Genomic DNA, 16,676 nt, shown 5'->3' with positions numbered 1-16,676 from the left:
GAGTCACGGAATTTGCTGCACGAGGCGGCGTCGTTTCCCGTTCGACCAGCGTCGTGCCGCTCTCCGACCCAAGAATGTTGCTGGTGAGTATGGCCAACTCCGACAGGATTTCAAAACGTCCGCTGCTCCCGACTGCTACGGGAGGACCGGCCTGGACAGTTGCGCCGCGCCGCGCAAAGAAGATGTGACACGAGGTGCCCGGTGTGCTCGCTGGACAGCGGTGCGTTGTAGACATGGCCCGACGTCCATGGCGCGACTGTACCCGGCCGGCCATAGCCGGTGGTCAGGCGCATGTCGGGAAATGTCCCGGTGCGGCGCCAGGCACGGCCGGTCCGGTGCCGCGGCGCGGTCACACACCCGCTCGGCGCCAGCCGTCGGCGGCCCTGGCGGCTTGGATCAGGGTGTCGCATAACCGGCGCAGCTCGGTGGCACCGGCGCCTTCGTCCACGGCCGTGGCGACGTCCTCGGCCGCGCAGCGCACCTGGTAGACGCGATCCGACAGGTCGGCCGCTTCGTCGGCCGACAGCACCACCGCGTCCTCGGGGACGGCCGCCGCGCCGTTGCGGTTCAGCGACGCCCGTTGCTCGTACGCCCGCTGCCGGCACGACTGCCGGCAGTATTGGCGACGACGGCCCATTCCCGCGTCGGTGACGTCTCGACCACACCAGCGACAGGGCTGCGGGCGGGTACGGCGGCTCACGCCTGCCGACTTTAGTCGGGTTTTCCCGGCGATCCCGGTATCATGGAAGGTCGCGTCGCGTATGCCGGCTCCGGCCGGGGAACTGCGCAGATGATCGCAGCGTTTGCTAGATGAAGAGTTCGCACTGAACGCAGTAAGGGAGCCGGAGAGCTCCGAGAAGACCTGAAGGAGTAGCAGCCATGGCTGATCGCGTACTGAGAGGCAGTCGCCTCGGGGCCGTGAGCTACGAGACTGACCGCAACCACGACCTGGCTCCGCGTCAGCTCGCGAAGTACCGCACCGAGAACGGTGAGGAGTTCGAGGTTCCCTTCGCCGACGACGCCGAGATCCCCGGCACCTGGCTGTGCCGCAACGGCCTGGAAGGCACCCTGATCGAGGGCGACCTGCCCGAGCCGAAGAAGGTGAAGCCGCCGCGGACGCACTGGGACATGTTGCTGGAGCGCCGCTCCGTCGAGGAGCTCGAAGAGCTGCTCAAGGAGCGCCTCGAGATCATCAAGACCCGCCGTCGCGGCTGAGCCGCCGATTCAGTCGGGGCCGGCCCGCAGGCCGCAGAACTAGCTGCGGTTGTCGGCCCTGCTGGTCCGGGCCCCCGACCGCCGGCCCTGCACACCCCAGCGGGTGACCTTGACCAGGGCCTCGCGGATGTTCGATCCACTCATCTTGGACACGCCGAGCTCGCGCTCGGTGAAGGTGATGGGCACCTCGGTGATGGTGAAGCCGTTGCAGATGGTTCGCCAGGTCAGATCGATCTGGAAGCAGTAGCCCTTGGAGTCGACGCCGTCGAGGTCGATCGCCTCGAGCACTTCGCGGCGGTAGGCGCGGTAGCCGGCGGTGATGTCGTGCACGCCGATGCCGAGCGCCAGGCGGGCATAGGTGTTCGCCGTCCAGGACAACGCCCAGCGCCGCCATGGCCAGTTGCGTACCGTCCCGCCGTCGACGTAGCGCGAGCCGATGGCCAGATCGGCCCCGGCGTCGACGGCGTCCAGCAGGCGGTGCAGCTGCTCGGGCGCGTGGCTGCCGTCGGCGTCCATCTCGACCAGCACCGAGTAGTCACGGCTCAAACCCCAGGCGAAGCCCGCCAAATACGCCGCGCCCAGGCCGTCCTTGGCGGTGCGGTGCATGACGTGCGTGCGTCCCGCATCGCCGGCCGCCAGCTCCTCGGCGAGCTGGCCGGTGCCGTCGGGGCTGCTGTCGTCCACCACGAGCAGGTGCACGTGCGGGCACGCCTCTTTGAGCCGCCGGTGGATCACCGGAAGGTTCTCCAGCTCGTTGTAGGTGGGGATGATCACCAAGACGCGCTGGCTGGGGCGGTTGCCCGGAACCTGGGGCGCCGGCTGGCCGGTGGTCATGTAGCTCCTCTGTGTCGCCCGAATTCGAAAAGCCGGCCGTCCTGGTCGGACGGAGGGTGGTCAGTCGCCGTCGTCTGCCGGCGTGCGGTCCCGGGGGTCGGGCGCAGTGTCCGGGTCGTGCTCGTCGGGCGGGGGGTCGCCCGGGGTGGCACCGGCCCCTGTCGATCGACGTGTGGACCGCAGACGTGTCGAACGCGGGAACCATCCATTCTGCCGTATCCCGGCCAGAATGACCGCCCCGGCCGCCAGGACCATGGCCCATTGCAGCAGCGGTCCCCAGCGAGTGGCCGGCGTCAGCCTGGTCTTGAGGCGCACCTGCATGTCCAGATACGCGGGCTGGAAGAAGTCGGTGCGCGCCAACTCGCCGCCGTCGGGGGCGAGGACGGCGCTGATTCCGGTGGTGCCGGCCACCACCACGTACCGGTCGTGTTCGACGGCCCGGACCTTGGCGAATGCCAGCTGCTGCTCGCTCATCCTCTTGTTGAAGGTGGCGTTGTTGGCCGGTACGGCCAGCAGTTGGGCACCGCCGAGCACCGCTTGTCGCGGCACCCGGTCGAAGATCACTTCCCAACAGGTGGCGACGCCCAGGGGCACCCCTGCGATGTGCACCACATCGGGGCCCCGGCGCGGCACGAAGCTTCCGGCGCGGCCCGCGTAGCCGGACAGGTGCTTGAACAGCCACGGCATCGGCAGGTACTCGCCGAACGGCTGCACGATTTCCTTGTCGTGGCGATCGGCCGGGCCCGTCGCCGGATTCCACACGATCATGGTGTTGGTGTAGTTCGGATCCTGCGGGGGACGCCCCGGCACCTCGAGCACGCTGCCGATCAGGATCGGCGCGCCGATGGCCGCCGCGGCCTGGGATATCTGCAGCGCGGCGTCGCCGTTGACTAGCGGGTCGATGTCCGACGAGTCCTCCGGCCAGATCACGAATTGCGGTTGCGGGGCGGCCCCGGCGCGCACGTCGTCGGCCAGCCGCAGGGTCTCCCGGACGTGGTTGTCCAGCACCGCCCGCCGCTGTTCGTTGAATTCGAAGCCCAGCCGCGGCACGTTGCCCTGCACGGCTGCGACGGTGACCGACGGCTCGCCGCCCGACCCGGTACCGGCGTGGCGCACCTGTGGCCAGACGATGAGCGACGCGAAGAGCACCAGGCAGATGCAGACGCCGGGCACCACCACCGCGGGCGGCGCGGGATCGGGGTGCCCCGGTTCGTCGGTGCCGCCGGCGGGGCGTGCAGCGGGGTGACCGGAGTGCCACCACTTCACGATCTCGAGCGCGATGGCCGTCGCGCTGAAGCCGACCAGCATGATCGCCATGGACAGCAGCGCCACGCCGCCGAGCTGGACCAGCGGCAGGAACGGACCGTGCGTCTGACCGAATGCGACCGAACCCCAGGGAAAGCCGCCGAACGGGACGGCCGACTTGAGCCACTCCTGAGCGGCCCAGATCAGCGCGAACCAGATGGGCCAACCGGGCAGCCGGCGCACGGTGACGGCGCACAGGCCGAACAGGGCGGGAAACAGCGCCGATACGGTGGCCAGCGCGATCCATGGGATGGGCCCGACCAGCAGTCCTACCCACGGCAGCAGCGGCAGGTAGAACGCCAGCCCGAACAGGAACGCGTAACCCAGGCCGCCTGCCGGCGTGGTCGCCGGGTGCGTCAGCACCCATCCCAGCAATGCGGCGGCCACCACGGCCGCCCACCACCAGTTCAGCGACGGGAAGCTGGCGCAGAACAGCAGGCCGCCCGCGATGGCGCAACTGAGCCGGGTCAGGCGGGGCAGCATGGCGGCCTGGGCGGCGGGCAGCCGCGCGATCACGGCGGCGACCAGCCCGGTCAGCGCGCCGCGCGCCACCGTCCCCAGCCGCTCGGCCAGCGTGGGCCCGGACGGCCCGGGCTCGTCGCCCGGTTCCGATTCCGCGGGGCCCCCGTCACGATCGTCGTCCTCGAGTTCTCCCGGCTCGGGGCGCACGTCGGCGGGCTGGTCGTCGCGGTCCGATTCGGCCTCGTCGCTGATGGGGTCGGTGTCCGGCCGCCGGGGTAGGTCCTGATCGGCCGCATCGGCCTGGTCCGCCGGCTCGTCGCCGCGCGGCCGGTCCCTAACCATGGATGACAGCGCCCCGATGCACCGTCCGCCGGCACCGCGGGAGGGCGTCGCCCGGGCCCAATCGGGGCAACGCGGGCACCCGGGAACGCGGGTCGGTCGACCAGCGCTGGACCGTGTCGCGCGGGGCGTGCACCTCCAGGTCCCCGGCGTCCCAGATGGCGTAGGAGGCGGGCGCGCCCGGCACCAGCGTGCCCGTCTTCCCGTCGCGGACCCCGGCCGCCCGCCAGCCCCCGCGGGTGGCCGCAGCAAACGCGGCCCGCGCCGAGACCCCGCTGCCGGGAGTGCGGTGATGGATCGCCGCGCGCACGCTCAGCCACGGGTCGAAGCCCGTGACCGGAGCGTCGGAACCTAGCGCGAGGGGCACGCCTTGGGATGCTAACAGCGCAAAGGGGTTGAGCCGACTGCCGCGCTCGGCACCGAGCCGCCGCGCGTACATGCCGTCGGGTCCGCCCCACAGCGCGTCGAAATTGGGCTGCACGCTGGCGATGACCCCCCATCGGCCGAGCTTGACGGCCTGCTCGGCGCTGACCATCTCGACGTGCTCGAGGCGGTGTCCGCAGCGCGCGACGGCGACCGGCCCGAGGTCGGCGACGACACGCTCGAGGGCATCCACCACGGCGGTCACGGCGGCGTCTCCGATGACATGGAATCCCGCGGTGACTTCGGCCTGCGTGCAGGCCCGCAGGTGCGCCTCGGCGGCCTCGGTGTCCAGGTAGCAGGTTCCGGTGCGGTCGGGCGCATCCGTGTAAGGCTCGTGCAGCCAGGCGGTGCGCGACCCCAGCGCCCCGTCGACGAACAGGTCGCCGGCCAGCCCGTGGGCGCCGGTCGCCGCCATCAGCTCGTGCGCCTGCGCGGGGCTGTTCACCGGCTCACCCCAATAACCGATGATCTCGACGCCATGGTCGAGCGCGCGCAACTGCAGCCAATCGTCGATCCCGCCGATGTCGGGTCCGGCGCATTCGTGCACCGCGACGATGCCGGCCGCCGCGGCGGCCCGCAGTGCCGCGGCGCCGGCTTCGGCCAGTTGATCGGCCGTCAGCAGGTCCCGCGCCACGGCGCGCACCCGATGGTGCGCATCGCCGACCAGCGGCCGCTCGGCGCTGTAACCGGTTGACGCCGGAAGTTCGGCGACCAGCCGCCGCAGGCCCGTCGACGCGAGCGCGGAGTGCACGTCCACGCGGGCCAGGTAGGCGGGCCGGCCACCGAGAGCGGCATCGAGGTCGGCGGTGCTGGGCGGGCGGTTCTCGGGCCACGACGTTTCGTCCCAACCATGACCCCACACCGGCCGGCCGGGATGGGCGGCGGCGTAGTCGGCGACCATCCGCAGGCACTCCGCCTGCGACCCGGCGCCGCGCAGGTCCAGCCCACTGAGCGTCAGCCCGGTGGCGGTGAGATGGATGTGGCTGTCCACGAATCCCGGCGCCACGAAACCGCCGTCGAGGTCTTCGACGACGGCATCGGGGAACATGCGGCGGCCGACCTGGTCGCCGCCCAGCCACGCCACCACGCCGTCGCGGACGGCCATCGCGGTGGCGTCGGGTTGGGCCGGGCTGTGCACCCGACCGTTGACCAGCAGCGTCTGCGGCGCGGGACTCACGGCGGAGCGGGACACAGCCCAAAACTACGTGCGGCGGGTCGCGGGGCCATAACGGTCAGTCGGCGGGTGGGCGGCGTGGTCCGCCGCGGCGGGTCAGCGCGCGTCGAATCCTTGCGGCCGCACCGGCGCCTCGATGTCGCGCACGTCGATGACCTCGCCGTCGATGTAGTCGCCGCGGCCGCGCCCATCGAAATTCCCGGCGGGATACGACGCCGAATGAGCCGATTGAGGTTGTGGACGGAACGCGCCCGCGTAACCGAGTCCGGGCATTTGTCGTTGCAGCTTGCGCACCGCCAGGGCGGTCAGCCCGGGGCCGACGGCCGACCGGACGGGCGGGATGAGCAGCAGCAAGCCCAGCGCCGTGCTGACCAGTCCGGGGACGAGAACGAGCAGCGCGGCCAGGCTGACCAGCGCGCCGTCGCCGGCCGCGGCGCGTTGCTCGGCCAGGCCGGAACGCAGTCGCCCGATCCGGCGGACGACGTGGGAACCCGCCATCGGGGCGATGAGGCCCCAGCCGAGCAGGACGGTCGCCAGAAGCGCCAGCAGGGTCCAGCCCCATCCGATCGTCGACACCAGCGCGAAGATCGCAGCGAGTTCGACGACGGCGTAGATCAACAGCAGCCGCGACACCATGCCAGACCAACGTCCGCGGACCGCGCCCAAGTTCCCGTGGTGTTCGGCGGTGCGATTGCAGTTAGATGACGCTATGACCACGATTCAGATCGATACCCCCGACGGACCGATCGATGCGTTACTGAGCACGCCGTCGGGGCAAGGACCGTGGCCGGGTGTGGTGGTGATCCACGACGCGATCGGCTACGGGCGAGACAAGCAGTCGATCAACGACCGCATCGCCGCGGCCGGATATCTGGCCGTCACCCCGAACCTGTATGCCCGCGGTGGCCGCATCCGCTGCATCACGCGCGTCATGAAGGAGCTGCAGACGCAGCGCGGCCGCGCCCTGGACGACATCCTGTCCGCGCGGGACCACCTGCAGGCCATGCCGGAGTGCTCCGGGCAGGTCGGTGTCGCGGGCTTCTGCATGGGCGGCCAGTTTGCTCTTGTCATGTCCCCCAAGGGTTTCGGCGCTTCCGCACCGTTCTACGGCACTCCCCTGCCGCGCAACCTCGACAAGACGCTGGACGGCGCGTGCCCGGTGGTGGCGAGCTTCGGCGGCCGGGACCCGCTGGGGCGGGGTGCGCCCGAAAAGCTGAACAAGGCGATCGCCGCCAAGAACATCACCGCCGATGTAAAGACCTACCCCGGCGCCGGGCACAGCTTCGCCAACGAGCTGCCCGGCCAACCGCTGCTTCGCATCGCGGGATTCGGCTACGACCGCGACGCCACCGAAGACGCGTGGCGCCGGGTGTTCGCATTCTTCGGCGAGCATCTGGGCACGGGCGCCGCGACGTAGCCGTCAGCGGGCCGCGGTGAGCTTCTGCGACAAGACCGTGGCGAACGTGTGGGTGTCGCCGGGCCAGCGCGCCGACACATAGTCCCCGCCGTCGACGACGAAAGCGGCCCGCGAGTCGGTCGGCGTGTCGCGCAGCAGTCCCGAGGTCTTGCGCCGCCAGTTCGGCGATCCGCGGGAGACGTCCCGGAAATCGGACGGATCTTCAAGTGCCCGTGTGACTTCGGCCTGCACCGACATGTAGCCGTCGGCTTGGCCCGGGTCCTCGGTATACGTCCGGTAATAGTTGCGATCCCAGAACCGGGTGAACCGGGTGAGCTGCCAGGCCAACCGCTCCATTGCCCACGTCAGCGCCGTCGTCTTGCGCCCGTGAAGGACCGAGCGACCGGTGCCGGGATCGACGCTGCGCGCGGCCAGCAGCACACCGTGACAGATGGCGCCCACCACCAGTCCGCGGGCGAACGCCGCCACGACGAGCCGGTGCAGAATGTCGCTGTCGATGTAGCTGCGCATCCCGCGCGCACGGTGCCCGCCCGGCAACACCAGCGCATCGACACCGTCGAGGGTGGCCTGAGACCAGGCAATGGGGCGCTGAAACTCATTGCAGCGCAACATATCCCGATAGGCATCGCGGCCCGCCTTATCGGCGCGCAACGCCAGCCCGATCAGCGCGACGGCGCCCAGCACCGGCAGCGCGGACCAGAGGTCCAGTCCACGCCCCGTCAGCATGATGTCGTCGGCCTCCCCGGGCATGCCGGTTTCAGTCGCGAAGACCACCCGGTGGCCGCTCCGGGTCAGCACCTTCCAGGTGACGGCGACCTCGGTGGGGTCGAAGTCGCGGTCCGGGATCGGGATCAGCACCGTAGCCATGACGCCGTGGTTTCAGGCCACCTTCAGCTCCAGGCCGACATTGTTGTCCATGCCGCCGCGTAGCTTGCTGACGAAGTTGAACACCTTGCCGACGATGCCGTAACGCTTGCCGATCGCGTCGTAGACGGCGGCCGTTTCCGACTTGTCCAGGATGGCCGCGGTTCCCTCGACGGCCTCGCTGGTGGGGCGACCGTTCATGGTGCAGGTGGCCAGCGTGACCCGCGGGGTATTGCGGATTCGCTTGACCTTCCACGACTTTTCCTGCGTGATGACCAGAAGTCGGTCGCCGCGCTGCTTGTCCAGGGCCGCCCAGATCGGCGTCGGCTTGGGCCTGCCGTCCTTGGTGAAGGTGGTCAGCAGGATGTACTGCGTGTTGGCGAGGTCGGCGAACGTCGGCGTCACGGTGTCAACCTACGCCGCGCCTACGCGGAAGTCAGCCTTCCAGATCGCCCTCGGTTTCCAGCAGCGCCTGCCGCAGCCCATCCAAGGTCTCCGGCTGCGGCGCCGCCCACATGCCCCGCCCGGCCGCCTCGAGCAGCCGCTCGGCCATGCCGTGCAGCGCCCACGGGTTGGACTCCGACATGAACTTCCGGTTCTCCGGGTCCAGCACGTAGCGCTCGGTGAGCTGTTCGTACATCCAGTCGGCCATCACTCCGGCGGTGGCGTCATAACCGAACAGGTAGTCCACGGTCGCCGCCATCTCGAACGCGCCCTTGTATCCGTGCCGGCGCATCGCCGCCATCCAGCGCGGATTGACCACCCGCGCGCGGAACACCCGGGTGGTCTCCTCCGACAGGGTGCGGGTGCGGATCGCGTCGGGCCGGGTGTTGTCGCCGATGTAGGCGGCCGGCTCCCGGCCGGTCAGCGCGCGCACGGTGGCCACCATCCCGCCGTGGTACTGGAAGTAGTCGTCGGAGTCGGCGATGTCGTGTTCGCGGGTGTCGGTGTTCTTGGCGGCTACCGCGATGCGCCGGTACTGGCGGTTCATGTCGTCGACGGCCTCGCGGCCATCCAGGTCGCGGCCGTAGGCGAAGCCGCCCCACGCGGTGTACACCGCGGCCAAATCGGCGTCGTCCCGCCAGTTGCGGCTGTCAATCAGCTGCAGCAACCCGGCGCCGTAGGTGCCCGGCTTGGATCCGAAAATCCTTGTGGTGGAACGACGTTGATCGCCATGCTGGGCCAGGTCGGCTTGGGCGTGCGCACGCACGTAGTTGTCTTCGGCGGGCTCGTCGAGGTCGGCGACCAGCCGTACCGCGTCATCGAGCATGGTCACGACATGCGGGAAGGCGTCCCGGAAGAAGCCGGAGATGCGGACCGTCACGTCGATGCGCGGGCGGCCCAGCTCGGCTAGCGGAATCGGTGCCAGGTCGACGACGCGCCGCGATGCGTCGTCCCACACCGGTCGAACACCCAGTAGGGCAAGGACTTCGGCGATGTCGTCACCGGCGGTGCGCATGGCCGAGGTGCCCCAGACCGACAGCCCGACCGACTGTGGCCACCGCCCGTGGTCGTTGCGGTAGCGGGCGAGCAGCGAATCGGCCAGCGCCACACCGGCTTCCCAGGCCAGCCGGGACGGCACCGCTTTGGGGTCGACGGAGTAGAAGTTGCGGCCGGTGGGCAGCACGTTGACCAGGCCGCGCAGCGGCGAGCCCGACGGGCCGGCCGGGATGAACCGGCCGTCCAGGGCGCGCAGCACCTGCTCGATCTCGGCGGCGGTACCGGCCAGCCGTGGCACCACTTCGGTGGCCGCGAAGCGCAGCACCGCGGCGACTTCGGCATTGTCGGTGATCCGTTCGGCCGCATCGGCCTCCCAGCCCGCCGCCTGTAGCGCGGCAACGAGTTCGCGGGCCACGGCCTCGGTTCGGTCGACCGCGGACCGGTCGTCGGTGCCGTCCTCGGCCAGACCGAGGGCCTGCCGCAGTCCGGGCAGGGTGTGCTCGCCACCGAACAGTTGGCGTGCCCGCAAAATCGCCAGCACCAGGTCCAGTTCGGCCTCCCCCGTGGGCTTTTGGCCCAGGATGTGCAGGCCGTCGCGGATCTGGACGTCCTTTATCTCGCACAGCCAGCCATCGACGTGCAGCAGCATGTCGTCGAAGGAGTCTTCCTCGGGACGTTCGGTGAGACCGAGGTCGTGGTCCATCTTCGCGGCCCGCATCAGCGTCCAGATCTGCTGGCGGATGGCGGGCAGCTTGCCGGGATCCAGCGCGGCGACGTTGGCGTGCTCGTCGAGCAGCTGCTCCAAACGCGCGATGTCGCCGTAGGATTCGGCGCGCGCCATCGGCGGGATGAGGTGGTCGACCAGGACGGCGTGCGCGCGCCGTTTGGCCTGGGTGCCCTCGCCGGGATCGTTGACCAGGAAGGGGTAGATCATCGGCAGGTTGCCCAGCGCGGCGTCGGGCCCGCAGGCCGCCGACATGCCCAGCGTCTTGCCGGGCAGCCATTCCAGGTTGCCGTGCTTGCCCAGGTGCACCACCGCGTGCGAGCCGAAGCCGGCGTCCAGCCAGTGGTAGGCGGCCAGGTAGTGGTGGCTGGGCGGCAGGTCCGGGTCGTGGTAGATGGCGACGGGGTTCTCCCCGAAACCGCGGGGCGGCTGCACCATCAGCACCAGGTTGTCCGATTGCAGTGCGGCGATCACGATTTCGCCGTCGGGGTCGTTGCTGCGGTCCACGAAGAGATTCCCGGGCGCCGGGCCCCAGTGCTCGGTGACGGCATCGGTGAATTCGGTGGGCAGGGTCGCGAACCATTCACGATAGTCTTTGGCGGACATCCGAATCGGATTTCCGGCCAGCTGCCCTTCGGTGAGCCAGTCGGGGTCCTGTCCGCCCCGCTCGATCAGCGCGTGGATCAGGGCGTCGCCGTCGTTGGCCTCGACGCCGGGCAGCTCACCCACCCGGTAGCCGTGCTCGCGCATCGCCTGCAGCAGCGCCACGGCGCTCGCCGGCGTGTCCAGGCCGACCGCGTTGCCGATCCGGGCGTGCTTGGTCGGATAGGCCGAGAACACCAGGGCGACCCGCTTATCCGCCGGGGCGACGTGGCGCAGCTGTGCGTGCCGCACCGCCAGTCCCGCGACGCGGGCGCAGCGTTCCGCGTCGGCGACATAGGAGATCAGCCCGTCTTCGTCGATTTCCTTGAAGGAGAACGGCACCGTGATAATGCGGCCGTCGAATTCGGGCACCGCGACCTGACTGGCCACGTCGAGCGGGCTCAGGCCGTCATCGTTCTCGCGCCACGAGGCGCGCGGGCTGGTCAGGCACAATCCCTGCAGGATCGGGATATCCAGGGCGGCAAGGTGTTCGACGTTCCAGCTGTCGTCATCCCCGCCGGCGGACACGGTGGCCGGCTTCAGTCCCCCGGCGGCCAGCACGGTGACCACCATGGCGTCGGCGGCGACCAACCGTTGCAGCAGTTCGGGTTCCGCGGTGCGCAGCGACGCGCAGTAGATCGGCATCGGGCGCGCGCCGGCGTCCTCGATGGCCCGACAGAGCGCCTCGACGTAGCCGGTGTTGCCGGCCAGGTGCTGCGCTCGGTAATACAGCACCGCGATCGTCGGGCCGTCGACGTCTTCGGCGTTCGGCCGCGGTAGCTCGCCCCACGTCGGCGTCACGACCGGCGGGGTGAACCCGAACCCGGTCATCAGCACCGTGTCCGACAGGAAGGCGTGCAGCTGGCGCAGGTTGTCGACGCCGCCATGGGCTAGATAGATGTGCGCCTGCACCGCGATGCCGGCCGCGAGCGTGGACAGGCGGGTCAGCTCGGCGTCGGCGGCCTGCTCGCCGCTGACCAATACCGTGGGCACCCCGCTGGCGATCACCGCGTCGATGCCGCTCTGCCAGGCGCGGTAGCCGCCCAGGATCCGCACCACCACGACGGCGGCGTCGGCCAGCAGGTCGGGCAGTTCGGATTCGGACAGCCGAGACGGGTTGGCCCACCGATACTTTTTCCCGCTGGAACGGGCGCTGATCAGGTCCGTATCGGAGGTCGACAGCAGCAGGATGGTCGGCTCAGCCACCCATCATTCGTACCGCAACGGGGCGCGCCCGCACCTACTGGGCCGCGACCGCACCGCTCAACCGCCCAGCATCGCCGCGATCCGGTCGGCAACCTGTTGGGCGACGATCCGCGCCGGTCCGTCTTTGGCCGGTTCGTAGCGGTCCGCGAGGGCGTCGTAGTCGGCGCCGGCGATCGAGCCGTGATCGGCCGCCAGCTCTACCAATTCCACCGGCCAGCCCACCCGCTCCAGGCGGGCGGCGAAGTTTCTGCTCGCGTCGACGGGGACGACGTCGTCGTCGACGCCGTGCAGCAACGTGAACGGTGAACCGATTTCGGCGCCGTTCAGGACGTCGGGCAGGGAGGCACCGAAGATCGGATCGGGGACCATGAAGGCTCCGGCGAGGCAAACCGTGTGCGCGGGAGCGAAGTCGAGCCGCGCGGCGTGCAGCGTCACCCCCGCCGCGGCCGCACCACCCATTGACCACCCGACGAGCAGGATGCGCGCGGCGTCGGTGGCGAGGTTGCGGGCGAATTCCAGCGACGCCAACAGGTCCGCGCGCCCGCCGTCGTCGGCATGGGAGTTCCAGTCGGGCGCGACCACCACCGCGGCGCGCCCGGCCAGCATGCCGGCCAGCGGGCCGACGGCCGCGCGGGCATCGGTTTGCGCCCCGTGCCAGAGCAGGATCGTGGATGGTGCCGGTTCGCCGAAGACATCGGCCAGTCGACCCGGGGCGTATTCCAGCGTTCTCACGGGCACCAGGATGCCCATACTGACGCGTGTTCAATCCTTGGAGTGAGGGGCGAGGCCTTGGCGCCGCCTCATTGAATCGGGTGGTCCACCCAGTTGGCAGACCTGCGGGTCGCCACAACGGCCACCGGTGAATTTAATCGCGCTGCGGCCCAATAGTTTTGGGCTACTGCGGGCGCCCAGTGGCGGCGTGGGCCCCAAACCGGCCGTGCGCGAAACACTTCCGGCCGACAGCAATCCGACCGTCGCGGCCAGCGCGGCGAAACCACTTGCTCACAGGCGCACCCCGAGGCGATCCAGCAACTCCGCGCGGTGCTGCTCGGTGTGCGGACCGGGGTCACCGGGCGCGCGGCGCGGATCGTCGACAGTCAGCGTGTGGATGACACGGCCTTCCTCGAGCACCAGCACGCGATCGGCCAGCGCCACCGCTTCGTCGACGTCGTGCGTGATCAGCAGCACCCCGAACCCGTGGCGGCGCCACAGATCCAGTAGCAATGTGTGCATCGTCAACCGGGTCAGCGCGTCGAGCGCGCCGAACGGTTCGTCGAGCAGCAGCAGTCGCGGTTCGGCGACCAGCGCCCGGGCCAGCGAAACGCGTTGCGCCTGACCGCCGGACAGGGTCAGCGGCCAGGCGCCGGCGTGGTCGGCCAGCCCGACGTCGGCCAGCGCGCGCTCGGCGCGCTCCCGCACCTGCTGGCGCGGGAGGCGGCTGCGGGTCAGGCCGTAGCCGACGTTGGTGCGCACGTCGCGCCACGGAAAAAGGCGCGGCTCCTGGAACGCCAGCGCCGGCGCGCCGGACACCACGCGTTGCCCACTGTGATCGCGCGACAGCCCGGCGAGCACCCGCAGGACCGTCGACTTGCCCGAGCCGCTGCGCCCGAGCAGGGCGACGATCTCGCCGCTCTTCACGCGCACCGAAACGTCGTTGAGTACCTGCCGGTTTCCGTACCACTTGTCGACGTTGCGCAGTTCGCCGGCGATGTCGGTCCGCCCGCGGGTGGTGGCGTCCGATTCAGCGGTGAGAGTCAAGCCGGGACCTTTCACTGTCGGTAGCGCAGCGTGCGGCGCTCGATGAGCCGGACGATCGCGTCGGTGATGATGCCGAGCAGGGCGTAGATGGTCAGCCCGAAGATGATGATGTCGATCCGCAGGAAATCGCGGGCATTGTTGATCAGGAAGCCGATTCCCTTGTCGGCGTTGATCTGCTCGGCGACGATCAGCGTCAACCACGCGATGGCCAGCGACTGGCGCAAGCCGACGAGCACCTGCGGCGCGGTGCTGGGCACGATGATCCGGTTGAACCGCTGAGTGAACGAAAAGCCCAGCACCTGAGCGGTTTCCAGCATCTTGGGGTCGACCTGGCGGATCGCCGAAAAGGTGTTGAGGTAGAGCGGGAAGACCACGCCCAGCGCGACGAGCAACACCTTGGGCAGCTCGCCGATCCCGAACCACAGGATGAACAGCGGGATCAGCCCCAGGTGCGGCAGCGCCCGGATCATCTGCATGGGCGGGTCCACGGTCGATTCGACCCAGCGGGACAGGCCGACCGCCGCGCCCGCCACGATTCCGATGACCCCGCCCAGCAGCAGCCCCTCGACGACACGGACGGACGAGATGTGCAGCGCGTCGCCGAGCTGCCCGTTGCGGGTCACCTCCACGCCGGCCTCGAGGATCAGCGAGGGGGCCGGCAGCACGTCGGCGGGGATGATGCCTATCGCGCTGCCCAGCTGCCACAGCGCCAACAACGCCAGCGGCGACACGACGCGCACGATTTCCCATTTGCGGCGCGCCCACAGCCCGCTAGCCCCGCCGGCTGGGGCGCCGGCCGGCTTGCTCGAGGCAGCATCGAGCGCGGTGGCAATGCTCACTGTGCCGACGCTAAGGCGCGGACGGGGGCCCGGGTAAGGGTTTACGTCTGGCTGAAGGCAATCCCGACCGGCGTGTGACGCTCGGGGCCGTACCGTGGACGGGTGGCCAGGACGCGCGACACCGACGCATGCCCGGGTGCGCTGCAGGTGCACCAGGCGGCCGACGGTGCGCTGGCCCGGATCCGGCTACCCGGCGGCATGATCACCGCCGCCCAACTGGCCGCGCTGGCCGCCGTCTCCACCGCATCGGGTTCGGGAACGCTCGAGCTGACCGCTCGGGGCAATGTGCAGTTGCGTGGGCTGACCGACGTCCAAGCGGTCGGCGAGACGCTCGCCGCCGCGGGGCTGTTGCCGTCGACGACGCACGAGCGGGTCCGCAATATCGTCGCCTCACCGCTGTCCGGACGCTCCGGCGGCCATCTCGATGTCCGGCGCTGGGTCGGCGAACTCGACGCAGCGATCTGCGGCAAGCCCCGGCTCGCCGAGCTGGGCGGTCGATTCTGGTTCGGCCTGGACGACGGGCGGGCCGACGTCTCCGGGCTGCGCGCCGACGTGGGCGTGCACGCCTTTCCCAACGGCTGCGCGCTGCTGCTGGCCGGACGCGACACCGGTGTCCGGCTGGCGCACGACGAGGTGATCGACACGCTCGTCGCGCTCGCGATGCGGTTCCTCGATATTCGCGAAACCGCTTGGCGCGTCCAGGAATTGGACGACCTACGACGACTGGTGCCCGGTGCCGAGCCGCGCGCCCCCTCGTTCCCGGCCGTCACCAAGGCGCCGGTGGGCTGGATCGGCCAGGACGACGGCCGGGTGACGCTGGGCGCCGCGGTGCCGCTCGGCGTGCTGCCGGCGCGCGTCGCGGACTACCTGGCGGCGATCGAGGCGCCGCTGGTGATCACGCCGTGGCGCTCGGTGCTGGTGTGCGATCTTGCCGAAGAGGTCGCCGACGTCGCGCTGCGCGTCCTGGCGCCCTTGGGCCTGGTGTTCGACGAGAACTCGCCTTGGCTGAGCGTCAGCGCCTGCACCGGCAGCCCCGGCTGCGCGCGGTCGGCCGCCGATGTGCGGGCCGACGCCGCGCGGTCGCTGGATCCCGATTCGGGGGTGCACCGTCACTTCGTCGGCTGCGACCGGGCGTGTGGCAGTCCGCTCACCGGTGACGTGCTGGTGGCCACCTCGGACGGATACCGGCGCCTGTAGCCGGGTGCGGCGGGTCACCACGCGGGAGAGCCTTAAAGTGGGCGGGTGCTCGACTACACCCGCGACGCGGCGGAGATCTATCGCCAGTCGTTCGCGACGATCCGCGCCGAAGCCGATCTGGCGCGATTTCCCGCCGATGTGGCACGGGTGGTGGTCCGGCTGATTCACACCTGCGGGCAGGTCGACGTGGCCGAGCACGTCGCGTTCACCGACGACGTCGTCGACCGGGTCGGCGCCGCCCTACGCGGCGGCGCTCCCGTGCTGTGCGATTCGTCGATGGTGGCCGCCGGCATCACCGCGGCGCGATTGCCGGCCGACAACCAGGTGGTGTCCCTGGTGGCCGATCCCCGGGCGGCCGAGTTGGCCGCGCGCCGGCAGACCACTCGCTCGGCGGCCGGCGTGGAGCTGTGGGCGGACCGGCTGCCCGGCGCGGTGCTGGCCATCGGCAACGCCCCGACCGCGCTGTTCCGGTTGCTCGAGCTGATCGACGACGGGCTGGCCCCACCGGCCGGGGTGTTGGGCGGACCGGTGGGTTTCGTCGGGTCGGCGCAGTCCAAGCAGGAGCTCATCGCCAACCCCCGCGGGACGTCGTATCTGGTGGTGCGGGGCCGCCGGGGCGGCAGCGCCATGGCGGCCGCGGCCGTCAACGCGATCGCGAGCGACCGCGAGTGACCGCGGCGGGCACCGCGCAAAGCGCCGACAGGGGCACACTGTGGGGCGTCGGGCTGGGGCCCGGTGACCCGGAATTGGTGACCGTCAAGGCCGCCCGGGTGATCGGCGAGGCCGACGTGGTGGCCTACCACAGCGCCCGGCACGGCCGCAGCATCGCGCGCGGCA

14 protein-coding genes and 1 pseudogene are annotated in these 16,676 nt (G+C 70.5%); 5 read left to right on the top strand and 10 right to left on the bottom strand.

Features of this window, described 5'->3' with window-relative positions:
* Nucleotides 1-349: 349 nt before the first annotated feature.
* Nucleotides 350-700, bottom strand: coding sequence for a hypothetical protein (locus A5646_RS07910; RefSeq protein WP_082972054.1), 351 nt, complete (start codon nucleotides 698-700; stop codon nucleotides 350-352).
* 179 nt (nucleotides 701-879) lie between these two features.
* On the opposite strand from A5646_RS07910, the gene A5646_RS07905 reads away from it, so the two are divergent.
* A complete protein-coding gene (locus A5646_RS07905; RefSeq protein WP_007770897.1) occupies nucleotides 880-1,215 on the top strand; it encodes an RNA polymerase-binding protein RbpA in 336 nt (111 codons plus the stop codon).
* A gap of 39 nt (nucleotides 1,216-1,254) precedes the next feature.
* Here the strand turns inward: A5646_RS07905 and lnt are convergent.
* The 3 genes and pseudogenes from lnt to A5646_RS07885 form a co-directional block, all read right to left on the bottom strand.
* A pseudogene (gene lnt, locus A5646_RS07895) lies at nucleotides 1,255-3,837 on the bottom strand (apolipoprotein N-acyltransferase).
* 313 nt (nucleotides 3,838-4,150) lie between these two features.
* Nucleotides 4,151-5,683: an amidohydrolase gene (locus A5646_RS07890; RefSeq protein ID WP_082984671.1), complete on the bottom strand. Its 1,533-nt coding sequence runs from the start codon at nucleotides 5,681-5,683 to the stop codon at nucleotides 4,151-4,153.
* A gap of 165 nt (nucleotides 5,684-5,848) precedes the next feature.
* Nucleotides 5,849-6,388, bottom strand: coding sequence for an FxsA family protein (locus A5646_RS07885; RefSeq protein ID WP_067021069.1), 540 nt, complete (start codon nucleotides 6,386-6,388; stop codon nucleotides 5,849-5,851).
* Nucleotides 6,389-6,461: 73 nt separating this feature from the next.
* Here A5646_RS07885 and A5646_RS07880 point away from each other — a divergent pair, with 73 nt between their 5' ends.
* The gene (locus A5646_RS07880) at nucleotides 6,462-7,169 is read left to right on the top strand and encodes a dienelactone hydrolase family protein (protein ID WP_067021066.1); all 708 of its coding nucleotides are present in this window, start codon (nucleotides 6,462-6,464) and stop codon (nucleotides 7,167-7,169) included.
* A 3-nt stretch (nucleotides 7,170-7,172) separates the two neighbouring features.
* Here the strand turns inward: A5646_RS07880 and A5646_RS07875 are convergent, their stop codons facing one another.
* The 6 genes from A5646_RS07875 to A5646_RS07850 form a co-directional block, all read right to left on the bottom strand.
* A complete protein-coding gene (locus A5646_RS07875) occupies nucleotides 7,173-8,036 on the bottom strand; it encodes a type 1 glutamine amidotransferase domain-containing protein (protein ID WP_067021062.1) in 864 nt (287 codons plus the stop codon).
* A 12-nt stretch (nucleotides 8,037-8,048) separates the two neighbouring features.
* On the bottom strand, nucleotides 8,049-8,438 hold the full coding sequence (locus tag A5646_RS07870; RefSeq protein WP_067021058.1) for a PPOX class F420-dependent oxidoreductase: 390 nt from the start codon (nucleotides 8,436-8,438) through the stop codon (nucleotides 8,049-8,051).
* A gap of 31 nt (nucleotides 8,439-8,469) precedes the next feature.
* Entirely contained in the window at nucleotides 8,470-12,045 is a 3,576-nt protein-coding gene (gene cobN / locus A5646_RS07865; RefSeq protein WP_067021054.1) for a cobaltochelatase subunit CobN, read from the bottom strand.
* A 57-nt stretch (nucleotides 12,046-12,102) separates the two neighbouring features.
* Nucleotides 12,103-12,777, bottom strand: coding sequence for a S9 family peptidase (locus A5646_RS07860; protein WP_156749013.1), 675 nt, complete (start codon nucleotides 12,775-12,777; stop codon nucleotides 12,103-12,105).
* A 270-nt stretch (nucleotides 12,778-13,047) separates the two neighbouring features.
* Complete coding sequence (locus A5646_RS07855) at nucleotides 13,048-13,803, bottom strand: ABC transporter ATP-binding protein (RefSeq protein ID WP_066867236.1); 756 nt, start codon at nucleotides 13,801-13,803, stop codon at nucleotides 13,048-13,050.
* Between the two features lie 11 nt (nucleotides 13,804-13,814).
* Entirely contained in the window at nucleotides 13,815-14,642 is an 828-nt protein-coding gene (locus A5646_RS07850; RefSeq protein WP_067021051.1) for an ABC transporter permease, read from the bottom strand.
* A 102-nt stretch (nucleotides 14,643-14,744) separates the two neighbouring features.
* On the opposite strand from A5646_RS07850, the gene cobG reads away from it, so the two are divergent.
* The 3 genes from cobG to A5646_RS27915 form a co-directional block, all read left to right on the top strand.
* Complete coding sequence (gene cobG, locus A5646_RS07845) at nucleotides 14,745-15,839, top strand: precorrin-3B synthase (RefSeq protein ID WP_066881049.1); 1,095 nt, start codon at nucleotides 14,745-14,747, stop codon at nucleotides 15,837-15,839.
* Nucleotides 15,840-15,884: 45 nt separating this feature from the next.
* Nucleotides 15,885-16,511, top strand: coding sequence for a precorrin-8X methylmutase (locus A5646_RS07840; RefSeq protein WP_067021047.1), 627 nt, complete (start codon nucleotides 15,885-15,887; stop codon nucleotides 16,509-16,511).
* Nucleotides 16,508-16,676, top strand: a 169-nt coding sequence (locus tag A5646_RS27915; RefSeq protein ID WP_231998264.1) for an SAM-dependent methyltransferase, incomplete at its 3' end; no start/stop codon positions are given. The genes A5646_RS07840 and A5646_RS27915, both read left to right, overlap by 4 nt.

The organism is Mycobacterium sp. 1245499.0 (assembly GCF_001673615.1).
Lineage (GTDB): Bacteria > Actinomycetota > Actinomycetes > Mycobacteriales > Mycobacteriaceae > Mycobacterium > Mycobacterium europaeum_A.
This window is presented reverse-complemented; position numbering and strand designations above follow the sequence as displayed.